General features: G+C 64.3%; 19 protein-coding genes. 6 read left to right on the top strand and 13 right to left on the bottom strand.

The window, feature by feature from the left end; all coding sequences use genetic code 11:
• Window positions 1-4: 4 nt before the first annotated feature.
• The 12 genes from asnB to GHT07_RS05965 all read right to left on the bottom strand — a co-directional run bounded on the left by asnB (window position 5) and on the right by GHT07_RS05965 (window position 14,416).
• The gene (gene asnB, locus GHT07_RS06020; RefSeq protein WP_153584160.1) at window positions 5-3,076 is read right to left on the bottom strand and encodes an asparagine synthase (glutamine-hydrolyzing); all 3,072 of its coding nucleotides are present in this window, start codon (window positions 3,074-3,076) and stop codon (window positions 5-7) included.
• Window positions 3,077-3,078: 2 nt separating this feature from the next.
• On the bottom strand, window positions 3,079-4,038 hold the full coding sequence (locus GHT07_RS06015; RefSeq protein ID WP_153584310.1) for a UDP-glucuronic acid decarboxylase family protein: 960 nt from the start codon (window positions 4,036-4,038) through the stop codon (window positions 3,079-3,081).
• Window positions 4,039-4,045: 7 nt separating this feature from the next.
• Complete coding sequence (fcl, locus tag GHT07_RS06010; protein WP_153584159.1) at window positions 4,046-5,011, bottom strand: GDP-L-fucose synthase; 966 nt, start codon at window positions 5,009-5,011, stop codon at window positions 4,046-4,048.
• Between the two features lie 2 nt (window positions 5,012-5,013).
• On the bottom strand, window positions 5,014-5,295 hold the full coding sequence (locus tag GHT07_RS06005; RefSeq protein WP_153584158.1) for a PqqD family protein: 282 nt from the start codon (window positions 5,293-5,295) through the stop codon (window positions 5,014-5,016).
• Window positions 5,285-6,172, bottom strand: coding sequence for a hypothetical protein (locus tag GHT07_RS06000; RefSeq protein WP_153584157.1), 888 nt, complete (start codon window positions 6,170-6,172; stop codon window positions 5,285-5,287). Before GHT07_RS06000 ends, GHT07_RS06005 begins: the two co-directional genes overlap by 11 nt.
• A 77-nt stretch (window positions 6,173-6,249) precedes the next feature.
• On the bottom strand, window positions 6,250-6,402 hold the full coding sequence (locus GHT07_RS05995; RefSeq protein ID WP_153584156.1) for a lasso RiPP family leader peptide-containing protein: 153 nt from the start codon (window positions 6,400-6,402) through the stop codon (window positions 6,250-6,252).
• Between the two features lie 62 nt (window positions 6,403-6,464).
• Window positions 6,465-8,372, bottom strand: a complete 1,908-nt coding sequence (locus GHT07_RS05990; RefSeq protein WP_153584155.1) for an asparagine synthase-related protein — start codon at window positions 8,370-8,372, stop codon at window positions 6,465-6,467.
• A 10-nt stretch (window positions 8,373-8,382) separates the two neighbouring features.
• Window positions 8,383-9,507, bottom strand: a complete 1,125-nt coding sequence (locus GHT07_RS05985) for a 50S ribosomal protein L11 methyltransferase (protein ID WP_228488214.1) — start codon at window positions 9,505-9,507, stop codon at window positions 8,383-8,385.
• Between the two features lie 5 nt (window positions 9,508-9,512).
• Window positions 9,513-9,974, bottom strand: coding sequence for a lasso peptide biosynthesis B2 protein (locus tag GHT07_RS05980; protein WP_153584153.1), 462 nt, complete (start codon window positions 9,972-9,974; stop codon window positions 9,513-9,515).
• A complete protein-coding gene (locus tag GHT07_RS05975) occupies window positions 9,971-11,653 on the bottom strand; it encodes an ABC transporter ATP-binding protein (protein WP_194792845.1) in 1,683 nt (560 codons plus the stop codon). Before GHT07_RS05975 ends, GHT07_RS05980 begins: the two co-directional genes overlap by 4 nt.
• A complete protein-coding gene (locus GHT07_RS05970; RefSeq protein WP_153584151.1) occupies window positions 11,650-12,834 on the bottom strand; it encodes a nucleotidyltransferase family protein in 1,185 nt (394 codons plus the stop codon). The genes GHT07_RS05975 and GHT07_RS05970 overlap by 4 nt, the downstream gene beginning before the upstream one ends.
• A gap of 7 nt (window positions 12,835-12,841) precedes the next feature.
• Window positions 12,842-14,416: a hypothetical protein gene (locus tag GHT07_RS05965; RefSeq protein WP_153584150.1), complete on the bottom strand. Its 1,575-nt coding sequence runs from the start codon at window positions 14,414-14,416 to the stop codon at window positions 12,842-12,844.
• Here GHT07_RS05965 and mnmG point away from each other — a divergent pair.
• Genes mnmG through GHT07_RS05935 form a run of 6 tightly spaced genes read left to right on the top strand, consistent with a single transcriptional unit; the run spans window position 14,415 to window position 19,982 of the window.
• The gene (gene mnmG, locus GHT07_RS05960; RefSeq protein WP_153584149.1) at window positions 14,415-16,367 is read left to right on the top strand and encodes a tRNA uridine-5-carboxymethylaminomethyl(34) synthesis enzyme MnmG; all 1,953 of its coding nucleotides are present in this window, start codon (window positions 14,415-14,417) and stop codon (window positions 16,365-16,367) included. The two genes, GHT07_RS05965 and mnmG, sit on opposite strands and share 2 nt — an antisense overlap.
• Window positions 16,364-17,041 (top strand): 16S rRNA (guanine(527)-N(7))-methyltransferase RsmG, encoded by a 678-nt coding sequence (rsmG, locus tag GHT07_RS05955; protein WP_153584148.1) that lies wholly within the window; start codon window positions 16,364-16,366, stop codon window positions 17,039-17,041. The genes mnmG and rsmG overlap by 4 nt, the downstream gene beginning before the upstream one ends.
• Window positions 17,042-17,071: 30 nt before the next feature.
• Window positions 17,072-17,686 carry a LysE family translocator gene (locus GHT07_RS05950; RefSeq protein WP_153584147.1) on the top strand — a complete coding sequence of 205 codons (615 nt, stop codon included), beginning with the start codon at window positions 17,072-17,074 and terminating at the stop codon, window positions 17,684-17,686.
• Entirely contained in the window at window positions 17,683-18,459 is a 777-nt protein-coding gene (locus GHT07_RS05945) for a ParA family protein (protein WP_323740817.1), read from the top strand. Before GHT07_RS05950 ends, GHT07_RS05945 begins: the two co-directional genes overlap by 4 nt.
• 55 nt (window positions 18,460-18,514) lie before the next feature.
• Window positions 18,515-19,054 carry an RBBP9/YdeN family alpha/beta hydrolase gene (locus GHT07_RS05940; RefSeq protein ID WP_153584146.1) on the top strand — a complete coding sequence of 180 codons (540 nt, stop codon included), beginning with the start codon at window positions 18,515-18,517 and terminating at the stop codon, window positions 19,052-19,054.
• A 7-nt stretch (window positions 19,055-19,061) separates the two neighbouring features.
• The gene (locus tag GHT07_RS05935) at window positions 19,062-19,982 is read left to right on the top strand and encodes a ParB/RepB/Spo0J family partition protein (protein ID WP_153584145.1); all 921 of its coding nucleotides are present in this window, start codon (window positions 19,062-19,064) and stop codon (window positions 19,980-19,982) included.
• Window positions 19,983-20,005: 23 nt separating this feature from the next.
• Here GHT07_RS05935 and GHT07_RS05930 read toward each other — a convergent pair whose 3' ends face one another.
• Entirely contained in the window at window positions 20,006-20,986 is a 981-nt protein-coding gene (locus tag GHT07_RS05930; protein WP_153584144.1) for a hypothetical protein, read from the bottom strand.
• Between the last annotated feature and the right edge of the window lie 73 nt (window positions 20,987-21,059).

Raw genomic sequence — 21,059 nt, 5'->3', positions numbered from 1 at the left:
TCCATTACGCCGCGACCGCGAAAGTCGTCTGCGGCGCTTCGGGCGCATCCGGTGCATGGGGCGCAGCCGGACACAGCTGCGGGAATGTGGTGTGCAAAGCGCCAATGAACGTCATCTCGGCTCGCTGGTGCCCATAGTGTCTCACCGCCATTTCGCGCGCCGCCATGCCCATGCGCGCCCTGCGTTGCGCGTCATCCAGGATGGCGTCGAGTGCCTGGCACATCGCCTGCGGCTCGAAGCCCACCACGTAGCCGGTGACGTCATCGACAACGAATTCTTCCGGCCCGCCGCAGCGCGTCGATACGACGGGCACCGCGCAAGCCATCGCTTCGAGTGCCGCAATGCACAGGCCTTCCTGATGGGAGGGCAGCACAAACACGTCGAGCGTCTGCAGGGCTGCAGGCATCGCCTCGCGAGGCAGTGTGGCGGTGAACGTCACGTCGCCTGCCAGGCCCATCGCTGCTACGCGCTGCGCCAGCGCATCTGTGGGGTGGTCACCCATCAGGAACAGCTGCACAGGGCGGCCGTTTGCGCGCATGAGCTGCGTGACTTCCAGCAGCAGGCTTATGTTCTTGCGCGGGTCGTTGTAGCGGCCGGCAAACCCGATCCGTCGGGGCACTCGTGCCGCCGGATCCGGCACGAACAAATGGGTGTCGATCGGCACGGGCAGCGTTGTGTCCCCGATGTCCGGGCCGGCCACCTCGTGGAGCATCTTCGCCGTGTACTTGCTCAGCGAGAGTACGTTTGCGCTTTGAAGGAGCGAGCGCTCCATGCGCCTGATCACCGGCGTGCTGATGAACTGGTCCACCATCCGGCGCACCAGCGGGAAGTGGCGAACGCGGTCTTTGCGGTCGCCTGCCCAATCAGTGGCGACCCATGCCACGTAGGGGCGCCGGGTTTGCTGGAAGGCGGTCGCCGCAAGCACATTGCCTGACGCCATGACGAACGCATCACAGCCGTCCATGACGGCGCGCCATTGGCGGGTGGCGTTGTAGTGCGTGAACTCGAGCTCGGGCAGCCATGCGCCGATCGCGTGCGTCTCCACATCGCCATGAGACGTGCCACGCAGGGTGCCGACGCGGGCCCAGGGCAGCTTGTACACAGGCGCCGATAACGACGGCATGACGCTGTACGGTGCGTAGTGGGCGATGACGGGTTCGTAACCGTGGGCCTTGAGCGCCCGCACGGCAAAGGCTGTCATCGCATGCACGCCGCCGTTGCCTGGCGCTATCGTGGACAGCAGCACGCGGGGGCGCCTGGTGTGGTGCGCACCCTGGGGGCCGCCAGCTGCGCTGTCGCGGGCAATGATGCGGGCCCACCCACGCAGGCCACGTTCTGCCTTGCCTGAATGCGGCGCTCCAAGCCACGTCCGCACCGGTACGGTGAAGCCGGTCTTGGGTTTGGCCAGCAACTCGGGGGGCAGCTCGGGTGCGGTGGCCTGTGCCACGCTTCGCTTGGCGAGGTGGGGATGCGCCGCCAGCCAGGGCACCACTTTCCTGAACAACGGCACGTCCACGAACGGCACACGGATTTCGAGTGAATGCGCCATGCCTGCCCAGTCAGCATCACGCAGGAGCTGGTTGCGCATGTACCACGAGGTTTCCAGCGCCGTGACGGCCATTCGAGGGTGGCCTTCCATACCCGATGCGGTCTCGTTCAGGGTGGCAATGCACGCCAGGTCGCGCCAGCCAGCGCGCGCCATGTCAGGGTCCATCACCTGGGGCAGCTCCCATGGCATGTACAGCCCGCGGCGCAGCAGATAAGCGCCACCCATGGTGCCGCCATATTCGAGCAGCCCCGCATACTTGGGCGACGTGAAGCGCCGGAGCATGGAGCTCGTGAGCCGCCGCACGGTGATGCCCAGGCCAGGCACAGCGCCTGGCGGCCCTGCGAGACGGCGTATGCGAGGTACATCGGTAAAGCTTGGATAGGACGCGAAGAGCTCGTCGCCACCCAGGCCGGACATGGCCACCTTGATGCCCTTTGACGCAGCAGCGCGCGCCACGAACCAGGTGTTGACTCCGTCGATGGAAGGCTGGTCCATCGCCATCATGAGGCGAGCGCGTTCGGCCTCGAAGTCGGCGCGTTGAACGGCGACTGTCGCGTGCCGCGTGTTGTATTGCTTTGCGATGGCTGCGGCCAGCACGGACTCGTCGTCGGGCATGCCCACGAACTCGGCAAACGCCAGCGTGATCGTTCTCGGTGTGATGCCGTCCTTCGACACCAGCGAGCAGATCATCGACGAGTCGAGCCCTGCAGACAGGAAGGTTGCCACGGGCACATCCGCCACCTGGTGGGCGCGAACGCTCTCGTGCAGCGCGTCGGCAATCGCTTCGAGGGCCTGGGCCTCGGAGCCAGTTGCGGGCGCAGCGAGCCCTTCGCGCAGGATGTCGCTGATCAGGCAATAGGGCTGTGGCGCGGTGATGCCGTCTTGCCGGACCCACATGAAGTGACCCGCCGGCAGGTTGTGGATGCCTTTGTAGAGCGTCCATGGGGGTGGCACGCTTCCCCACAGGAAGAAGCCGGCGAGTCCCGCAGGCTGGGGCGATGTATCGATCGGGCTGCGCAGCAGGGCCTTGACCTGCGAGGCCGCGCGAAATGTTCGCCCGTCGTCGGCGTAGTAAAGCGGCTTGATGCCGAAAGGGTCTCGCGCCACCAGCATGGCACCGAGCCGGCCGTCCCACAGGGCGAACGCGAACATGCCCCGCAGTTTGTCGAGCATGCCGGTGCCGAATTCCGCGTAGAGCTGCAGCAGCACTTCGGTGTCGCTGTCACTGGCAAAGATGCGCCCGCGTGCAACCAGGTCTGCCTTCAGTTCGCGGTAGTTGTAGATCTCGCCGTTGAAGCTGATGACGCATTGGCCATCGGCGCTGCGCATGGGTTGAGCGCCGCGTTCCGACAGGTCGATGATCGACAACCGCCGGTGGGCCAGGGCCACGCGATGGTCTGCAGAGAACCATTCGCCTGCACCGTCCGGTCCGCGCGCGGCCATGTGGTCGCGAATTGCGCGCACCTCGTCACGGTCCACCTGCGGGGCCGAGGCGGCATGCGCATAGAGGGCGACGACGCCGCACATGGTCAGGCGGTTTCGAGCAGCTGGTCGAAATACTCGATGGTCTTGCGCAAGCCCTCATCCAGCTGCACCTTCGGCGTCCAGTCGAGCTTCTCGCGCGCCAGCGTGATGTCGGGCTTGCGCTGCATCGGGTCGTCGCTGGGCAGCGGTTTGTCGACGATGGTCGAGCGTGAGCCGGTGAGTTCGATCACCTTGTCTGCCAGCTCGCGGATCGTGAACTCATTGGGGTTGCCCAGGTTCATCGGGCCCGGGGTGTCGGGGCCGGTGTTCATGAGGCGCACGAAGCCTTCGATCAGGTCGTCGACATAGCAGAACGAGCGTGTCTGCAGGCCGCTGCCGTAAATGGTGATGGGCTCGTTCTTGAGCGCCTGCACGATGAAGTTCGACACCACGCGCCCGTCATTCGGATGCATGCGTGGCCCGTACGTGTTGAAGATGCGTGCGACCTTGATGTCGAGCTGGTGCTGGCGGTGATAGTCGAAGAACAGTGTCTCGGCGCAGCGCTTGCCTTCGTCGTAGCACGAGCGGATGCCGATCGGGTTCACGTTGCCCCAGTAGCTTTCGGTCTGGGGGTGCACCGACGGGTCGCCATAGACCTCGCTGGTCGAGGCCTGGAAGATGCGGCACTTCAGCCGCTTGGCGAGCCCGAGCATGTTGATCGCGCCATGCACGCTTGTCTTGGTGGTCTGCACCGGGTCGTGCTGGTAGTGGATCGGGCTCGCGGGGCACGCCAGGTTGTAGATCTGGTCGACTTCCAGGTACAGCGGAAACGTCACGTCGTGCCGCATGAATTCGAAGGCAGCGTTGCCGTGCAGGTGCGCGATGTTGCGCTTGTTACCGGTGAACAGGTTGTCTGCGCAAACGACTTCATGGCCGTCTTTGAGCAGGCGGTCGATCAGGTGCGAGCCGAGAAAGCCGGCGCCACCCGTGACCAGGATTCGTTTTTGGGGGTTGTAGACGCGCATGTAGTTCTTAAACGGCAGCAGGCTGCTTGCTGACGAAGTCGGCATACGCAAGCGCAAGGCCCTGCGAGAGTGCCACCTTCGGCCTCCACCCCTGCGCATGCAGCCGCGCGCTGTCGATCAGCTTGCGCGGCGCACCGTCGGGGCGGGTGGTATCGAATTCGATCTTGCCCTGATAGCCCACGACATCGGCGACTGTCCGGGCGAGTTCGGCAATGCTCACGTCGCTGCCGTAGCCGACGTTGAGCAGCGCCTGCATGGGTGATGTGCACGATTGCCATGTGTCCTGCGGCAGTTGCATCACATGCACCGACGCCGCCGCCATGTCGTCCACGTAGAGGAATTCGCGGCGGGGGGTGCCCGTGCCCCATACGGCCACGACAGGCGTGTTGGCAAGCTTGGCTTCGTGGAAGCGCCTGAGCATGGCGGGCACCACGTGGCTGTTCTCGGGGTGGTAGTTGTCGCCCGGGCCATAGAGGTTGGTGGGCATCACGCTGCGGTAGTCGGTGCCGTACTGCCGGTTGTAGCTCTCGCACAGCTTGATGCCGGCGATCTTGGCCACCGCGTACGGCTCGTTCGTGGGCTCGAGCGGGCCCGTGAGCAGCGCGTCTTCGGTCATGGGCTGCGCAGCGAGCTTGGGGTAGATGCAGCTCGAGCCGAGGAACAGCAGCTTCTTCACGCCATGGGTGAAGGCCGCGTGAATCACGTTGGCCTGCACCATGAGGTTGCTGTAGATGAATTCGGCAGGGAAGGTGCTGTTGGCGTGAATGCCACCCACCCGTGCGGCGGCCAGGTACACCTGGTCGGGCCTCTCGGTCTCGAAGAACTCAATCACGGCGCGCTGGTCGGTCAGGTCGAGCTCGGCGCGGGGCTTGAGCGCAAAACGAGTGTGGCCCTGCGCTTTGAGCGTGCGCAGGATCGCGCTTCCCACCATGCCGTTGTGGCCGGCGATGTAGATTTTGGGTTCGGATGCCATCGTCAGGTTGCCGTTTTGATTGCGATCAGGCCGCGCGCCTGCAGGTCCCGCAGCAGCGCTTCAAGGTCTTTCCCGAAAGCTTCGGGGGTCACGTCGTATTCGTCGATCACCACGCCTGACACCTGCGCCAGTGAGTGTCCTGCTGCGAGCAGGTCCCAGACCCGCGAGCCCACGGGGTCCAGCCCGAAATAGGTGCCGGTCAGCAGGTCGAGCAGAACGACTTCCTCGCCGACGCGGCGTGCCATCACCTGCTTGGGGATGGTGACTGTGCCTTCAATGCTCATGGCGATACTGCTTCGCGCCAGTGGAAGCGCCGTGCCCGAATTGCTTGACTACCAACTGGCGGACCTCAGGAAGACAGGAATAGCTTCGAGGGTAATCCAGTGTGTAGGCCATGCCCGACTCTGCCGCGCGACAAAGGTGCTCGAAGTGGGCTTGCAGCAACGCTGGCTCGCCTGTACTCAGGAAAAACGCGTTGGCGGCCAGTTGCGGCAATGCATCTCGTGCAGCGAGTGGCTGGATTTCAACTTCGGTCACGTCGCGTCGGCCGAGCATGATCAGCGCAGCAAGCGGGCGGGCCGCATCGCAATGGGGCAGGTTCACATCTGCGGTGAGGCGTCGTTTGTCCTTGGGCGCGGCGCGGGGGTGTTTGCGCCCGGTGATCGCGCCGTGGCTGTCCGCGCAAAGACGGATGGAACTGTGGCTCGGGACGGCGAGGTACTCGCTGCCCGTCCATTCGAGCCGCAGCCCGTCGTCGGTGAGAAAGCCGTATCCGGCGCTGGCAAAGCTGGCCGCGAGGGTCGATTTCCCGCTGCCGGACGCGCCGAGGAAGGCGATGGCGCCGTCGCCAAGGTTGATGGCGCTGGCATGCAGGACGAGCGCACCACGCCGGCTCGCGGCCAGCGGGACAACCTGGTTCAAGTACAGGTGTCGCAGGACCTCGGCAGAAGTTCGCGGCGTCGCCCATGCCCGCACGCACTTGCCAGCCGGCGAGACTTCGAAGTCGGCCAGTTCCGGGAATCGCAGGAGGTAGCTGCTGCCCAACTTGTAGAAGTGAGACAAAGCCGAGCCATCGACGTGGCGCCAGCTATGAAAAGGTTCTGAGGGAATGGGTCGCTGGATACGCGTCGCGCGGGCAGGGAATTCCGTGTCGCGGGACATGCTGTGGGCGAGGGGCTCCTGATGATCTGGACCGGTGCTCCGAAGCTCTTGAGGCTGGCGTGCAGCGTCGTGGGCCCTCAGGGCTTCCTCATCATCATGGTCATGGACTCTGTCGGCGTCAGTGAGCCCGATTGGGTCAGCGTCCGCAGGTCGCCCAGCACCGTAACCCGTGGAGGCGAATAAGGCTTTTTTTCAGCCTTGGCCAGATCCTTGTCGGTTGAAGCGCTCATTCGAAACCCTTGTTACGTCCAGTAATCGCTATTTTGACTCGTCCGAACAACGTACAGCAAGTTCAAGGCCCGGAAAAGCCATTTAATCGCAACCATTTGGCAGCAATTGCTAAAGACAAAACGCGATCGTCGCTATGGCTGAGCAATCCGTTGTTGGTTGCAGGCCACAGTCGCGCGACGGCTGCGAGGTCCACCCACGCACCAACAGGCTCGAAAAACCCAGCCGGTGGGCTACCCGAGGGCCATTGTGCGCGCAGACCGCGCTGCATGTGTTCGTAGAAGTTCCAGCCCGGATGCCCTTCAAGGCTGCGCCGCCAGCGAACCTCGTCCGGCAGCAAGCCCGCGGTGCCGTTGCGCATCACATGCTTGTACCAGGGCAACGCCAGCTTGGCAGCCAGCGGCATCCGCACCGCGAACTCGATCACGCGCCGGTCCGCCAGTGGCGACAGTGTTTCAAGGCCGAACTGCCCGGCCATTGCGCCGTTTCTTTCCTGCGCGAACGAGAGCAGGCCTGAAGTGAACAGGGCTGCGTGCTGCTCGATGTCCGACGGCCCTGGCTGCCGCTTTGCCTTCTCACGGGCACCAACCAGTGCGTCGGCGACCCCCGGGCGCAGCAACCCCAGCATGCCGCTGCGCAGCCTTTGCTCACGTTCGCGCGCGCGCCACGCAGCGCGAAGCGGTGCGGGCGTCAGCCGGGCGGCGATCGAGCGGCCAGCCTGCTTTGCGCCCCAGCCGAACATTTCGTGCCGGTGAAAGGCCCGCACCAGCGCAGGAGCCAGGTCCAGGCGCGTTTGCCGCACCGCCATCGCCAGGGTTTTCTCCGGCGAGTAGAACAAGGTGTCTCCGGCCATGCCGTCGAAGATGAGCTTGCAGCCGTCGGCTGCTGCCCGCTCGAAGAGGAGCTGGTAGGGCATGGCGCTCAGCACGCCAAAGGGCTCGTCCGCATCGGTGAGCGCCGCATCCAGCTTGTGCGCAAATGCTTCGCCCTGTTGCGACCCCACTGCCGTTGCGCGCAGCCATGGATCGTGACGCAGGATTTGTGACACCGCTTGCCAGTCACCGCAGACGGTGCGGTCTTCCAGCGCCAGCGAATACGTGCGAAGCGGCTCGCAGAGTTCACTGCGATGGCGCCCGCTGATCAGCCCCACGATCGTTGACGAATCCATGCCGCCGCTGAGCATCGCGCCGACGGCGCCTGTGTGGCGCAGCCTTGACGCAACCGCGACATCGACCACGGCCATGAATTCGCGCGTGCACTCTTCAAGCGACGTGAAGTGCGCAGCGGTGAGGTCTTTCGGATCCCAGTAGCGCCATGTCTTCATGCCGCTGCGGTCTACCTGCATCGCGTGGCCGGCGGGCAGGCGATCAATGCCTTCGTAGAGCGTGCCGATCTCGTCGTCGCGATCGAAGTCGTCCACCAGAAAGTCGAGCATGCGCGATGAGTTGACGCGCCGCTCGACGTCCGGCAAGGCCAGCAAGCCCCTGATCTCGGAGGCGAAGGCCAGGCGTTGCGGCGTGCGGTGATAGTAGAAGTGGCGCGCGCCTGCTGCGTCGCGTGCGCCGAACATCAACTGCTGGCGGCCGTCCCAGATGAAGAACGCGAACTCGCCAATGATGCGGTCGCAGCAAGCCTGCCCCCATGCTTCATAGGCGTGGAGAACAAGCTCTGCGTCGCTTGTATCGCGCAGGCGTGCGCCTGCACTGCGCAGGGCTGACGTGAGTTGCGTGCGGTTATGCACCTGGCCGTCGAGCACGAGCACGACATCGCCAGCAGCGCTGGCGAGCGGCTGCGTGGCATCACTCTCGACAGGAATGGAGCGCAGCAGGCAGTGCCCCATCGCGGCCGTCGTGCTGTGCCATGTGGACGCGCCATCGGGGCCGCGCCTTCGCATGGGTTCGAGCATGCGCGCGACGTGCCCGGGCTCGATCGGGCGGCCGCTGGCGTTGAAGATGCCAGCTATTGCGCTCATGCGGTAGCGCTCATGACGATGCGTCTTGTGCCAGTGCCTCGTTGATGAACCGCGACAGCTCGGCCGGTGTCGGCATCAGCCGGGGATGGTCGCGCGCGACGGCCTCGTGAATTTCCGCGCGCGTGCGCTTTCCATCGCAATAGCCCAGCACGATCTGGCGCGCACGGCCCGGCGCGCTGAGTTGCGGAACATGGTCAGGACGCAGCGACATCAGCCTGTGCACGGCCGAGTCGAAGCCGCTGTTGAGCGTCGAATTCGAGAGCAGCGCGCCGTCACCCGGGCGTTGCACCTGCCACACGACGACGTTGTCCGCCGGGCGCGCCATGATGGTGGCTTGCACCACGTCGCCCACGTTCACTTCCATCGGCTCGCTCAATGGCAGGTAGGCCTGCGGCCGCGCGATCGCAGCGGCGTTCACGGGTGAATTGGTCATCCACACGTCCTGCGCCAGCTCGCATTCGAACCAGCCGAGCAGGCCGTCGATCACCCCCTCGCGTTCGATGGCGAGCGTCGCCGTCCAGCTCATGAAATCAGGCTGGTCTTCCATCAGGTTCAGGTCGGCCAGCGCGGCGGGTGCGGCGATGAGGTCGGCGGCTTTCAGCTGCATCGGATGCACGCGGGCGAGCGCACTCGCGCGGACCCAGTGGAATTCAGCGGGCACTTCCGGTGCGGCCCAGCCCGAGGTTTCCTTGCGGCAACCCTCTGAGTCGACCGCACTCAGGAAAAGCCGCAGGCGACGCGGCACTTGAGCGCCGCCTGGCTTGAGAAAGCGCCGCCTTGCATCGGCGAGCAGTTCGATGAGGCCGTAGTCGAAGCCGAAGTAGCCGACGTGGTCGCAGATGATGACGTCGGCTTCACGCGGCAGCTCGACGCGGCTGGTCAGCGCGTGATGAAAGTGCGCGTGACCGGCAAAGCCTGCGCCTTGCAGCGTGCCCTTCGCCAGATCGATAGCGGAGGTGGAGTCGATGGCGTCCACATGGCGGGCGCCAGCTTTCAGGCTCATGAGGCCCAGCACGGCCGAGCCGCAGCCGAGATCGACAACGCTGTCGCCGGGTTTCACGACGCGTCCGATGGCCTGCCTGAAGAGCGCCATGCGCGCCTGGTCGCTCACGTACTCCAGGTGTTCATCCAGCATGTCGCTCACAACAGATCCTTCAAGGAGGCGGTGCCCGCAGCGTACTGCAGCGGATGGAACCGCGACGAGATATCGCCCTGGTCGTTGACGGGCGAGCCCTCGCATTCGACCCATGCGTGTGCCTGCAAACCAGCTTCGCCCGGGCGCACGCCGATGATCAATTCGTGTGCGACGCCGCGACGCCGGAGCATCCAGCACAGCAACACTGATTTGGTGAGGCAGGTCGAGGGCACGGGTGAAGTCCGCGCTGCCATGTCGATCAGCCGGCCCAGATCGATGGGGGCGAGGGCGCTGTCGCGCGCTGCCTGATCGACGCGCCTGTTCCGGATGTGCGACTGGATCGAAGGAAAGGGCATCACGCGCAGCAGCAGCCATGCGACGGGCAGGCCGAGCCACGCTTTCACCAGCACGATGCGTTCGCGCGCGGGCAGCTCGTGCCAGCGCCGCCATTTGGAGGCCATCGTCATGATGCGATCCCCGGCGTGTGCTGCGTTGCAGTCATGGCGGTGGCAACGACCCGGCCGTGCTCCATGCGCACGATGCGATCTGCCAGCGCGAGGCTGGCGGGCCGGTGCGTGATGAGGATGACGGTGCGGTGCGCCAGGCTCTCTTTCGCGTCGGCAATAAAGCGCCGCTCACCTTCGGGGTCGAACATGGCCGTGGCCTCGTCGAGGATCAGGATCGGCGGGTCTTTGAGCAGCGCGCGCGCCAGCGCCAGCCGCTGGCGTTGCCCGCCCGACAGGCGGACACCCTGGTCGCCGATGACGCTCGAATAGCCTTGCGGCAGTTCGCTGATGAATTCATGCGCCTGCGCTGCGCGAGCGGCGCGTTCGATGGCCTCGTCGCTTGCGCCGGCCAGGCCAAAGCCGATGTTGTCCCGCACCGTGCCGTTGAACAGCATCACATGCTGCGGCACCACGCCGATCTGCGAGCGCAAGCTTTGCAGTGTCACCTGTGTGATGTCGGTGCCGTCGATGCGTATGGCGCCGCAGTCGAGCTCGTGCAGGCGCATCAGCAGATGCGCGAGCGTGCTCTTGCCAGCGCCGTTCTCGCCTGTGATGGCAACCGTCTCGCCGGCGCGGATGTCGAGATGCAGCCCCGTCACTGCAGCAGGCCGGCCCGGGTAGGCGAAAGTGACGTTGTCGAAAACGATGTTGCCAACGGCAGGCGCCAGCACGGCGCCGCCTTCGCGCGATGACTCGGTTTGTTCCTCGAAGACGCTCTGCAATCGCGACAGCGTGCCGCGCGCCATCAGCGTCTGGCCGTACACCTCGGCCAGTGAGCCGACTGGCCGTGTCAGCAGCGCTGCATAAAGCAGGAAGCTCACGAGTTCCTGCGCGCTCATCCGGGCGGTCGCAATGCGGTCGCCGGCAAGCCAAAGCAGCAGGACCATCGCACTGGCGGCGCACAGCTGCATGGCGGGCTCGAGCAGCGCGTAGTAGCGTTGCTCCATCACGCCGAGCGCCCGCACCTTCGCAATCTGCCCGGCGTAACGCTGGACTTCCTGCGGCTCGCGGGTGAACGCCTTGATGGCGGCCAGCATGCTCAGATTTTCGCCAGCAATAGCCACAGCTGCCGCGTCCGCCTGCTGCAGGTCTTGCGCGAGCGGCCGAAGGCGCCGGCCAAGAATTTTCAGCGTGAGGTAGAACACGGGCACCAGCAACGCCACGATCAGGGCGAGGCTCGCGTCGATCCTGAGCATGATGATGAGGGAGCCAGCCACAGCGAGCAGCAGGGAGGGAATGGACAGCAGCGTGCCGGTGATGAACTGCCCGAGTTGTCCTACTTCATGCGTGAGCAGCGCGACCAGGTCTCCATGTGAGCGCTGCTGGTGAAACGAAAGCGGAAGCGATTGCAGATGCTCATAGACGCGCACTCGCAGGTCCGCCAGCACATGCGCCGTGGTCCGGCCCGCGACGTAGCTGTTCGCAAACTTGAGTGCCGCCTGAACGGCCAGCAGCCCGAGCAGGGCGAGCAGGATAGTTGCCGACACCCGGTGCTGCGTGGCGAGAATCCCCGCAATGAAGCTGCCGCCCAGCCACGGAATGGCGAGCGCCACGAGGGTGTCGCCGAGCGTGAGCGCGATGCACAGCGCCAGTGCGCCGCGATGCGGGCGCGCAAACCCGAGCAGCATGGCCAGGTTCATCGCGATGAATCCATTCCGAGCCATCGTTTGCCGATGCCCTGCACGGCTCGCCGCGCGTAGAGCCACGGAAGCCAGGCAAGGGCGGCAGGTGACTCGTCTGCGTACTTCGCGCGCATGTATGCCGCTGGCGGAAAGGCCAGCTCGCGGATGAATTGCAACTGGTGCAGAGGGTTGCGCAATGCGACGAAATCCATCCATTGCTGCCGCAGCCTGGAGGACTCCAGGTAGCGCGAGGGCGTGCCCGCCTGATCAGCTGCTGCGGGCGTTTTGGTGAGTGTCGCGGGCAAGGCCGTGCCGAAGCATTGCTGCGCCAGCAGCAGGCTCTCGATGCAGATCGCCAGCAGGTCTTTGCTGCGCGCCAGGTCGATGAGCGATTGCCATTCGGCAATGGTCAATGACTCGGCCAGCAGGTGAATGTCGTAGAGCCAGATCAGCCGGCTGTCGGTGTGGTGCGCGACGTCGTCCACAAAGTACGGGTTCTGCCGGTGTGAGCAGCGATGGATGCACGCGACCAGCAGCAGGTGAACGGCCGATGCGGCCATGGCTTTGTCAGACAGTCGCGTGAGGGGTGCTGCACCGCTGGCGAGTTCGTCGAACGTCAAGAGGCGCGCCAGTACCTCCGAGTTGTTCAGGCGCCAATGCACGTCCAGCGTGTGAGCGAAGCCGGATGCATCGACTGTCGTGAAGCTGGACTGGTAGCTGATGAACCTGCCGCGTACCGCGTTCTCACGCTTGAAGCCGTGTGCCTCCAGCGCCTGGCAGGCCTTGTCGCCATCGTGCGGCGAAATCATGAGGTCGGTGTCGCCTCGAGGGCGCAGGCTAGCGTCTGCATAGAGAGAGTAAGCCAGCGCCGTGCCCTTCATCAGGATGGCGGGCACCTGCGCCTGCGCGAGTGAGTTCAAGGCTGCGGTGAGTGCTTGCTGGTGATGCAGCTCCCACATGCCACCTGCGGCAGCGCGCCTGTGAAGCGCATCGCGCAGTGCAGTCGGCCAGGCAGGTGAATACGCGCGATACAGGAGGGGGCCGATGCCTTCGACGTCGACCATGCTGACGAAGGCTTCGATGGTCTTCGCGTCATGGGGCCAGTTCCACGTGGGCTGCTCGCCTCGCAGCGCCGCGCACATCCATTGCCTGTAATCGTCGGATGAATGTTCGCTGGGTATCACTTGCCTATTGTCCATGACGCGGTCAGCTGCCGGCCGCTTCGGTGTAGTGAGTTCCAGTCCAGTCCCACAGCGCAAGGAAGTGCTCTGCAGCGAGTGCGCCGCTTGCGCGATGGCGCGTAAAGGCAATGGAGGCGAGGTCGCTGCAGCTGGAGATGATGAGCAATGCTGCGCCCGCTTTCAAGTGCTCGTGCCACGCGGGAAAGCGCTCGCCGACTGCGAAGAAGGCGCTTGCGTAAGGCGCGATGCTGATCGTGTCCTTCATCACCGGGCCGTCGGGCCCGAGCAACGTGAGCTCGGCTGTCGCGCTGTCCTGGTAGTTGGAGTGGCCGGCATTGGCAATCGCGACCAGCGACTCCAGCTCGGCATCGTTCCACACCATGAAGTACGCGCGGATCTCATCGGCTTGTCCCAGGCGGCTGCGGCGTGCGCGCTTGATGTCGGAGTTCCACTCGTCGCTCCAGCCCATCACGCGGGCGACGACGTGAGCAGACCGGTATTCCATCAGCGCCTGCACGTGGTAAGGCACGTCCTGGCCCGGCTCGGGCGAGAACGTGATGGCGATGTGGCCACTGAAAGGCTGCGACGGATCTTCCAGCAACTCGCTGACGCAAAACCGGGTCAGTCTGTGGCGGCGTGCCTGCGTCCATCGCGGGAGGGAGGCGACACAGCGCCCCGTGTCGTCGTAGAGGCGGACATCGACTGGCGTGTCGTCCTCCATGCCGTCATGCGAGTGCAGCAGGTTCACCCATGTCGTGACAACGTCGTTGTTGACGACGGCCATGGGGTTCACTTCGCCATCGACGTACGCATGCTGGAGATACGGGCGAGGATGCCATTTGTAGACGTCCCCCGCGTGATACAGGCCCCAGCGCTGCCCGGTGGTTTCGACATAGGGGCGCGTTTCCAGATCGAGTGAGGCGAACGTGCCGGACACGAGCAATGCGTCGGAGCCTGCGAAGTGCGGCAGGTCTGCAAACAGGTCGGCCAGCACAATCCGGTGAACGGTGTGTGGCGCCATCGCCGGTGCGTAGCGCGCATTGCGAGCCTCGTGCGCGGCGTTGTGCACGGTGAGGGTGAGCGCGCCGGCAGCCTGCGGTGTTTCGCCGTTGACGATGATTAGTGCGTTGCGCTCGTCCGCTGATTCGCAGACCACGATTTCGGTGAAACGCTGCGGTTGTGAGGTGCCCAGCGACAGGGCCTGGTCGCTGTGAAGTGAGGCAATGCGGCCGTCCGCGCGCCGCCAGGTGACCAGCGGATACAGGCGCAGGGTTGAGTCAGTCTGGCGCGGGTCCTGTGGGGGGTCGGGGCAGACATACAGCGCGAGCACGCCGTTGATCGGGCCAGCGGTGGTCCACGGGCCGGCCACGCCGCTGTCGATGATGCAGGCGCGTTCGGGTTGCAGCTCGAACTGCCATCGCGCCGCAACGCCGCCTTCGCGGTCGAACAGGACGGCTTCGATGGGCAGGCAGGTGGTGCCGGTCTGGCGGCCGGAGCGAAAGAGCGCAATGGTTGTGCGCATGCCTTCTTCGCTTCGCCACCACAGGTATTCGGCGCCTGAAGCGACCCGACCGATAAAATCCGCCTTCAGGACTGCCATGCTCTACCCTCAATCATTCGACGTCATCGTAGTCGGCGGCGGCCACGCCGGAACCGAGGCCGCTCTCGCCTCGGCACGCATGGGGTGCAAGACGTTGCTCTTGACCCACAACATCGAGACGCTCGGCCAGATGAGCTGCAACCCGTCGATTGGCGGGATCGGCAAGGGGCACCTCGTCAAAGAGGTGGACGCGTTGGGCGGCGCGATGGCTATCGCGACCGATGAGGCCGGCATCCAGTTCAAGATTCTCAATGGCTCGAAAGGCCCGGCCGTGCGCGCAACACGGGCGCAGGCCGACCGTGTTCTGTACAAGGCGGCCATCCGCCAGCGCCTGGAGAACCAGCCCAACCTCACGATCTTCCAGCAGGCCGTTGATGACCTGATGATTGAAGGTGACCGTGTGACGGGGGCTGTGACGCAAGTGGGCATTCGCTTTACAGCGCGGGCCGTGGTGCTGACGGCCGGAACGTTCCTCGACGGGCGCATCCACGTCGGGCTCAACAACTACCAGGCGGGGCGGGCGGGCGACCCGCCGGCGATCTCGTTGTCGGCGCGGCTGAAGGAGCTGAAGCTTCCGCAGGCGCGCCTGAAAACCGGCACGCCGCCGCGGCTGGATGGCCGGACGATCGACTTTTCGAAATGCGAAGAGCAGCCGGGCGACCTGGACCCGGTGCCGGTCTTCAGCTTTATGGGCAATGCCGCGATGCATCCCCGCCAGGTGTCGTGCTGGGTCACGCATACCAATGCGCGGACGCACGAGATCATCCGCTCCGGTTTCGACCGCAGCCCGATGTTCACCGGAAAGATCGAGGGCGTCGGGCCGCGTTACTGCCCGAGCGTGGAAGACAAGGTCAATCGGTTTGCCGACAAGGAAAGCCACCAGATCTTCCTGGAGCCTGAAGGCCTGACGACCAACGAGTATTACCCGAATGGGATTTCGACGAGCCTGCCGTTCGACATCCAGTATGAGCTGGTGCGTTCGATGGCCGGACTGGAGAACGCGCACATCCTGCGGCCGGGCTACGCCATCGAATACGACTACTTCGATCCGCGCTCGCTCAAGGCGAGCTTCGAGACCAAGTCGATCGCTGGGCTCTTCTTTGCCGGGCAGATCAACGGGACGACGGGCTATGAAGAGGCGGCGGCGCAAGGTTTGTTTGCCGGTCTCAATGCGGCACTGCTGTGCCGTGACGAGGCGGCGTGGTTGCCGCGTCGTGACGAGGCTTACCTCGGCGTTCTGGTGGACGACCTCATCAGCAAGGGTGTGACTGAGCCTTACCGCATGTTCACCAGCCGTGCCGAGTTCCGGCTGCAGCTGCGCGAAGACAACGCAGACATGCGACTGACGGAGACAGGCCGCAAGTTGGGGCTGATCGATGACGCCCGGTGGGCGGCGTTCAGCCGGAAGCAGGATGCTGTTTCACGTGAAACAGAACGGCTGCGGTCGATCTGGGTGAGCCCGCGCAACCTGGCCGATGCCGAGTCCGAGCGTGTGCTGGGCAAGGCGATTGACCACGAATACAACCTGGCTGACCTTCTGCGCCGGCCCGGCGTTTCGTACGCCGCACTCATGTCGCTGGACGAGGGCAAGTTTGCCGATGCCGACGTTTCGCCGGCCGCTTTGGGTGAGTTGTTTGATCCCGTCGTGGAGCAGCTTGAGATCGCAGCCAAGTACTCGGGCTACATCGAGCGACAGAAGGGCGAAGTCGAACGGTCGGCGCACTACGAAAACCTGCGGCTGCCTGCTGACCTGGACTACCTGTCGATCCCGGCGCTTTCCATTGAGATCCGCCAGAAGCTGGACAAGCAGCGGCCGGAAACGCTGGGGCTGGCGTCGCGGATTTCCGGTGTAACGCCCGCTGCGATCTCCTTGCTGCTGGTGCATTTGAAGAAGCGCAGGGCAGCTGGCTTCTCGCCCGCGGTGCAAACGGAAGACGTGCCTGCGGCATGACTGACTCGACGGGCGCCAGTCTGGGCGGCGGGCTGCGGGATGGATTGCAAGCCGGGCTGAAATCGCTGGGGCTTGATCTGTCGGAGCAACAAGTCGCGCAGCTCCTGTCGTACATCGATCTCATCGCCAAGTGGGGCAAGGTTTACAACCTGACGGCGGTGCGTCAGCCATCCGAGATGCTGACCCATCACTTGCTGGACAGCCTGGCGGTGATCGCGCCGCTTCGCGCTGCAGCACAAGGCCGTGCGATCAAGTTGCTGGACGTTGGATCAGGAGCGGGGCTGCCTGGTGTGGTGATCGCAATCTGCTGCCCTGACATGACGGTTCATTGCGTGGACACGGTGGCCAAGAAGGCGGCGTTCATCCAGCAGGTGGCTGTCTCGCTCCAGCTTTCCAACCTGAAGGGTGTTCACGAGCGGGTGGAACGGCTGGCCGGTCACTACGACATCGTCACGTCGCGGGCATTCGCCTCCCTCCAGGATTTCGTGACGCTTTCATCCGGCACGCTCGCTGCCGAAGGCGTCTGGCTGGCCATGAAAGGCAAGCACCCGGCTGAAGAAATCGCCAATCTGCCAGCAGGCATCGACGTGTTTCACGTGGAACAACTCAAAGTCCCGGGCCTGGATGCGGACCGCTGCCTCATCTGGATGAAACGCGCGGCTGCCGTAACGTAAACTCGGCTTCACTTCCCGGGGGATTTTTCAATGTTCGGCGTTGCAGACTACGGCGCATTCGTCGCCGCGATCATCATTTTTCTCGCGATTCCCGGCCCCGGGAACCTGGCGCTCATCACGTCCACCAGCAAGGGCGGAATCAAGGGCGGTCTGGCTGCCACCTTCGGAGTGATCGCCGGAGACCAGGTCTTGATGTGGGCGGCGGTCGCGGGTGTGGCGGCACTGCTGCTTGCGTACCCGACGGCCTTCCACGCCGTGCAATGGTTGGGCGCCGCGTACCTGGCCTGGCTCGGCATCAAGATGATCCTGGCAAAGCCCGGTGCCAAGCCCATCCTGAACATCGAGCCGCGTCACTACTTCAAGCAGGCCGCGTTGATCACGCTGCTCAACCCCAAAGCCATCGTGTTCTACATGGCGTTCTTTCCGCTGTTCGTTGACCCGGCCCATCATCAGGGCATGCTGACCTTCGGCGTGATGGCCGCGACCATCGCAACACTCACATTCCTCTACGGCCTGATCGTCGTGCTGCTGACCTTCTACCTCGCTGAAAAGATGAAAGCCAATCCGCTTGTGGGCCGCGTGCTTGAAAAAGTCGCTGGCACCTTCCTGTTGGGCTTCGGCATCAAACTGGCGATCCAAAAGTGACGGCAAAAATCTTCTGCATCGCCAACCAGAAGGGTGGGGTTGGCAAGACCACGACGACGGTCAATCTCGCAGCGGGCCTGGCCAAGGTGGACCAGCGCGTGCTGATGATCGACCTCGATCCGCAGGGCAACGCGACCATGGGCTCAGGCATCGACAAGCGCAAGCTGGAACTGTCGATCTATGACGTCCTGCTTGAGTCGGCCACGGTGGCAGAGGCGCGGGTACGCAGCGAGAAGTGCGGCTTCGATGTGATTGGTGCAAACCGCGATCTGGCTGGCGCCGAGGTCGAGCTCGTCGAAGTTGAGCGCCGTGACCAGCGGCTGAAGCAAGCATTGGCTCCCGTCCTGGCCGACTACGATTTCATCCTCATCGACTGCCCGCCCTCGCTGTCGATGCTCACGCTCAATGGCCTGTGTTGCGCCCACGGCGTGATTGTGCCGATGCAGTGCGAGTACTTTGCGCTCGAAGGCCTCACCGACCTGGTCAACACCATCAAGCAAGTCCACGCGAACCTCAACAAAGACTTGCAGATCATCGGCCTGCTGCGAGTGATGTTCGACCCGCGCATCACGCTGCAGCAGCAGGTGAGCGACCAACTCAAGTCGCACTTCGGCGACAAGGTCTTCAACACAGTGATTCCGCGCAACGTCCGCCTTGCCGAAGCGCCCAGCTACGGCTTGCCCGGCGTCGTGTTCGACGCCAATGCCCGTGGCAGCCTCGCCTATGTCGAATTCGCGCGCGAGATGGTTGAGCGTATCCAGTCGATGAAATAGCCTGATCGCCCCGAAGGCACTTCCTATATGCATATAACGCTATCGAAAATAGAGCATGAAGCCGTCCAACGTCCTCATCCTGCCGGGCTGGTTCAACAGCGGCCCCGACCATTGGCAGACGCTGTGGGAGCAGCGTCACGGCTACGTGCGCGTCGAGCAGCATGACTGGGACAAGCCGCTGCGCGGGGACTGGCTCGCGCGCATGGAAGAAGTGATCCTGTCGCGCGACGAACCTGTCGTGCTCGTCGCCCACAGCCTCGGCTGCATCCTGGCAGCCGCGTGGTCCCGGCGATCCATGAACACCCATCGCGTGAAGGCCGCGCTGCTCGTGGCGCCAGGCGACATCGAGCGCCCCGAAGTGCGCGACCAGCTGCCGAGCTGGTCGCCGATAGACCTGAGCGCGCTGGCCTTCCCGAGTGTGCTTCTCGCGAGCCGCAATGACCCGTACTGCCAGTTCGAGCGCGCGCAATTGTTCGCACACGCCTGGGGTTCGCAGTTCATGGACTACGGCGACTGTGGCCACATCAATGGCGACTCCGGGCTGGCCAGCTGGCCCGAGGGCCACGTGCTGTTGCAAGACCTTATGAAAAACTGATTGCCCCATGGCCACCAAAAAACCAAAAGGCCTCGGCCGCGGACTAGAAGCACTGCTTGGCCCCACGGCCACTGAGTCAGCCCAGCAGGAATCCAATGCCGGCAACCCCGGCCTGCCTGCATCGCTGCTGCTGGCCGACATGGTGCCGGGCACCTACCAGCCTCGCACGCGCATGGACGAGGGCGCGCTCTATGAGCTTGCCGAGAGCATCAAGGCGCAGGGCATCATGCAGCCGATTCTTGTGCGCAAGATGTCGCATGGGCCCACGGCCGGCAAGTACGAGATCATCGCTGGCGAGCGCAGGTTCCGCGCGGCCAAACTCGCCGGCCTCGACAGCGTGCCTGTGCTGGTGCGCGACGTGCCAGACGAAGCCGCAGCGGCCATGTCGCTCATCGAGAACATCCAGCGCGAAGACCTCAATCCGCTGGAGGAGGCGCATGGCCTGCAGCGCCTCGTCAAGGAATTCGGCCTCACGCATGAACAGGCGGCGCAGGCCGTCGGGCGTTCGCGCAGCGCGGCGAGCAACCTGCTGCGTCTGCTCAACCTCGCCGAGCCTGTACAGACGATGCTGATGGCAGGCGACCTTGACATGGGCCATGCACGCGCGTTGCTCGCGCTGGAGCGCGCCACGCAGATCACCGCGGCCAACCAGATCACGGCAAAGAAGTTGTCGGTGCGGGAAGCAGAAGGCCTGGTCAAGAAGCTCGGCGCCGAGTTCAACCTCGTGTCGCCCAAGCCCAAGAAAGAGAAGTCGCGCGACTTGCGCCGGCTCGAAGAAGAACTCTCCGACCTGCTCACCGCTGAAGTCGATGTACGCGTGAAAAAACGTGTGAAGCGCCATGGGCGCTTCGAGGAGATGGGGGAGGTCGCGATCCAGTTCGGATCGCTCGAGGAGCTGAACGGGCTCCTCGAACGGCTGAAGGGCTGAGCGCCCTTCAGCATCCACTCACGTTACTGGTAGTTCACCGTCACCAGTGCGCCGGCACAGTCGTTCGGTGCATAGGCGTACGTGTAGCTGATCGAGTAGTTGCCAGCAGGTGTCGCGCCACTGGAAGCCAGTGATTGCAGCTGCGAGTTGCCTGCAGAGCAGGCACCTGTCGGCAGGCCCGTGACGCAGACCTTCGTGGGCGGCAGCGTGAACGGGAACGAGCCGCCATTGGCCGACACCGTGCCCGAGCCTGCCACGGTGATGCCGCACGACTCAGTGCTGCCGCCGCCGGGGTTGATGCCCGTGCCGGTGAAGGTGAAGGTGATCGAGTTGCCGTTGATCACCACATAAGCCGACGAATATGCTGACTGGAAGCTCGCCGGGTTGGTCCACGTCACGAACGCAGAGAACGAGCCGCCTGCTGCAACGAACTGCGAGAACGCCTGCAGCGCCTTGCCGTACACGTTGGCTGACGAGCCAATGGTCGGCGCCGTCGTCGCGATGTTGATGGAGCCCAGCTGGAATTGCGTTGCCACATTGGTGGCCGCCGTGGAGAAGTTTGCGCTGCTCACGCCGCCCGACATGCCCTTGGCCATGCTGTATGCGACGGAGGTCAACGGCGTCACGATGCCAGTGGCTGTGCCGCCGGAGCTGGCGATCACGACTTGCAGCGGCGTGGAGAGCGCGGTGCTGACATGCGTTGCTTCATCAACATACGTGCCGCCCGACGCTTCAATGACCACATCGCCCGTGTACTGGATGTCGAAGCTGTAAGCGCCCGACGCGTTGGTGGTGGTGCAAGCGAGCTGGTCACCCTTGCCGCCGGCAACTGCCTTGTACGCGCACACGTTGGCAGCGCTCACGGGACCTTTCACCACCGAGCCACTGATGGTCGTGGGCGTTACTGTGCCTCCACCACCGCCACCGCCGCAAGCAACGATGAGCGCACTGGCGGCAATGGCCGCAGACAAAAGCAGGAAGGGGCGTCGAACTACAGACCGCATGGCACAACTCTCCAAGGTTGATGGAGCGTTCAGGCTAAGGGTGCGGCGCCTTTGGTGACACCCCGCGAATGCG

Origin of the sequence: Caenimonas koreensis DSM 17982, assembly GCF_009646335.1 — a bacterium.
Taxonomy (GTDB): domain Bacteria; phylum Pseudomonadota; class Gammaproteobacteria; order Burkholderiales; family Burkholderiaceae_C; genus Ramlibacter; species Ramlibacter koreensis.
Note: the sequence above shows the minus strand (reverse complement) of the source record. Positions and strands in the feature narration are given on the sequence as shown.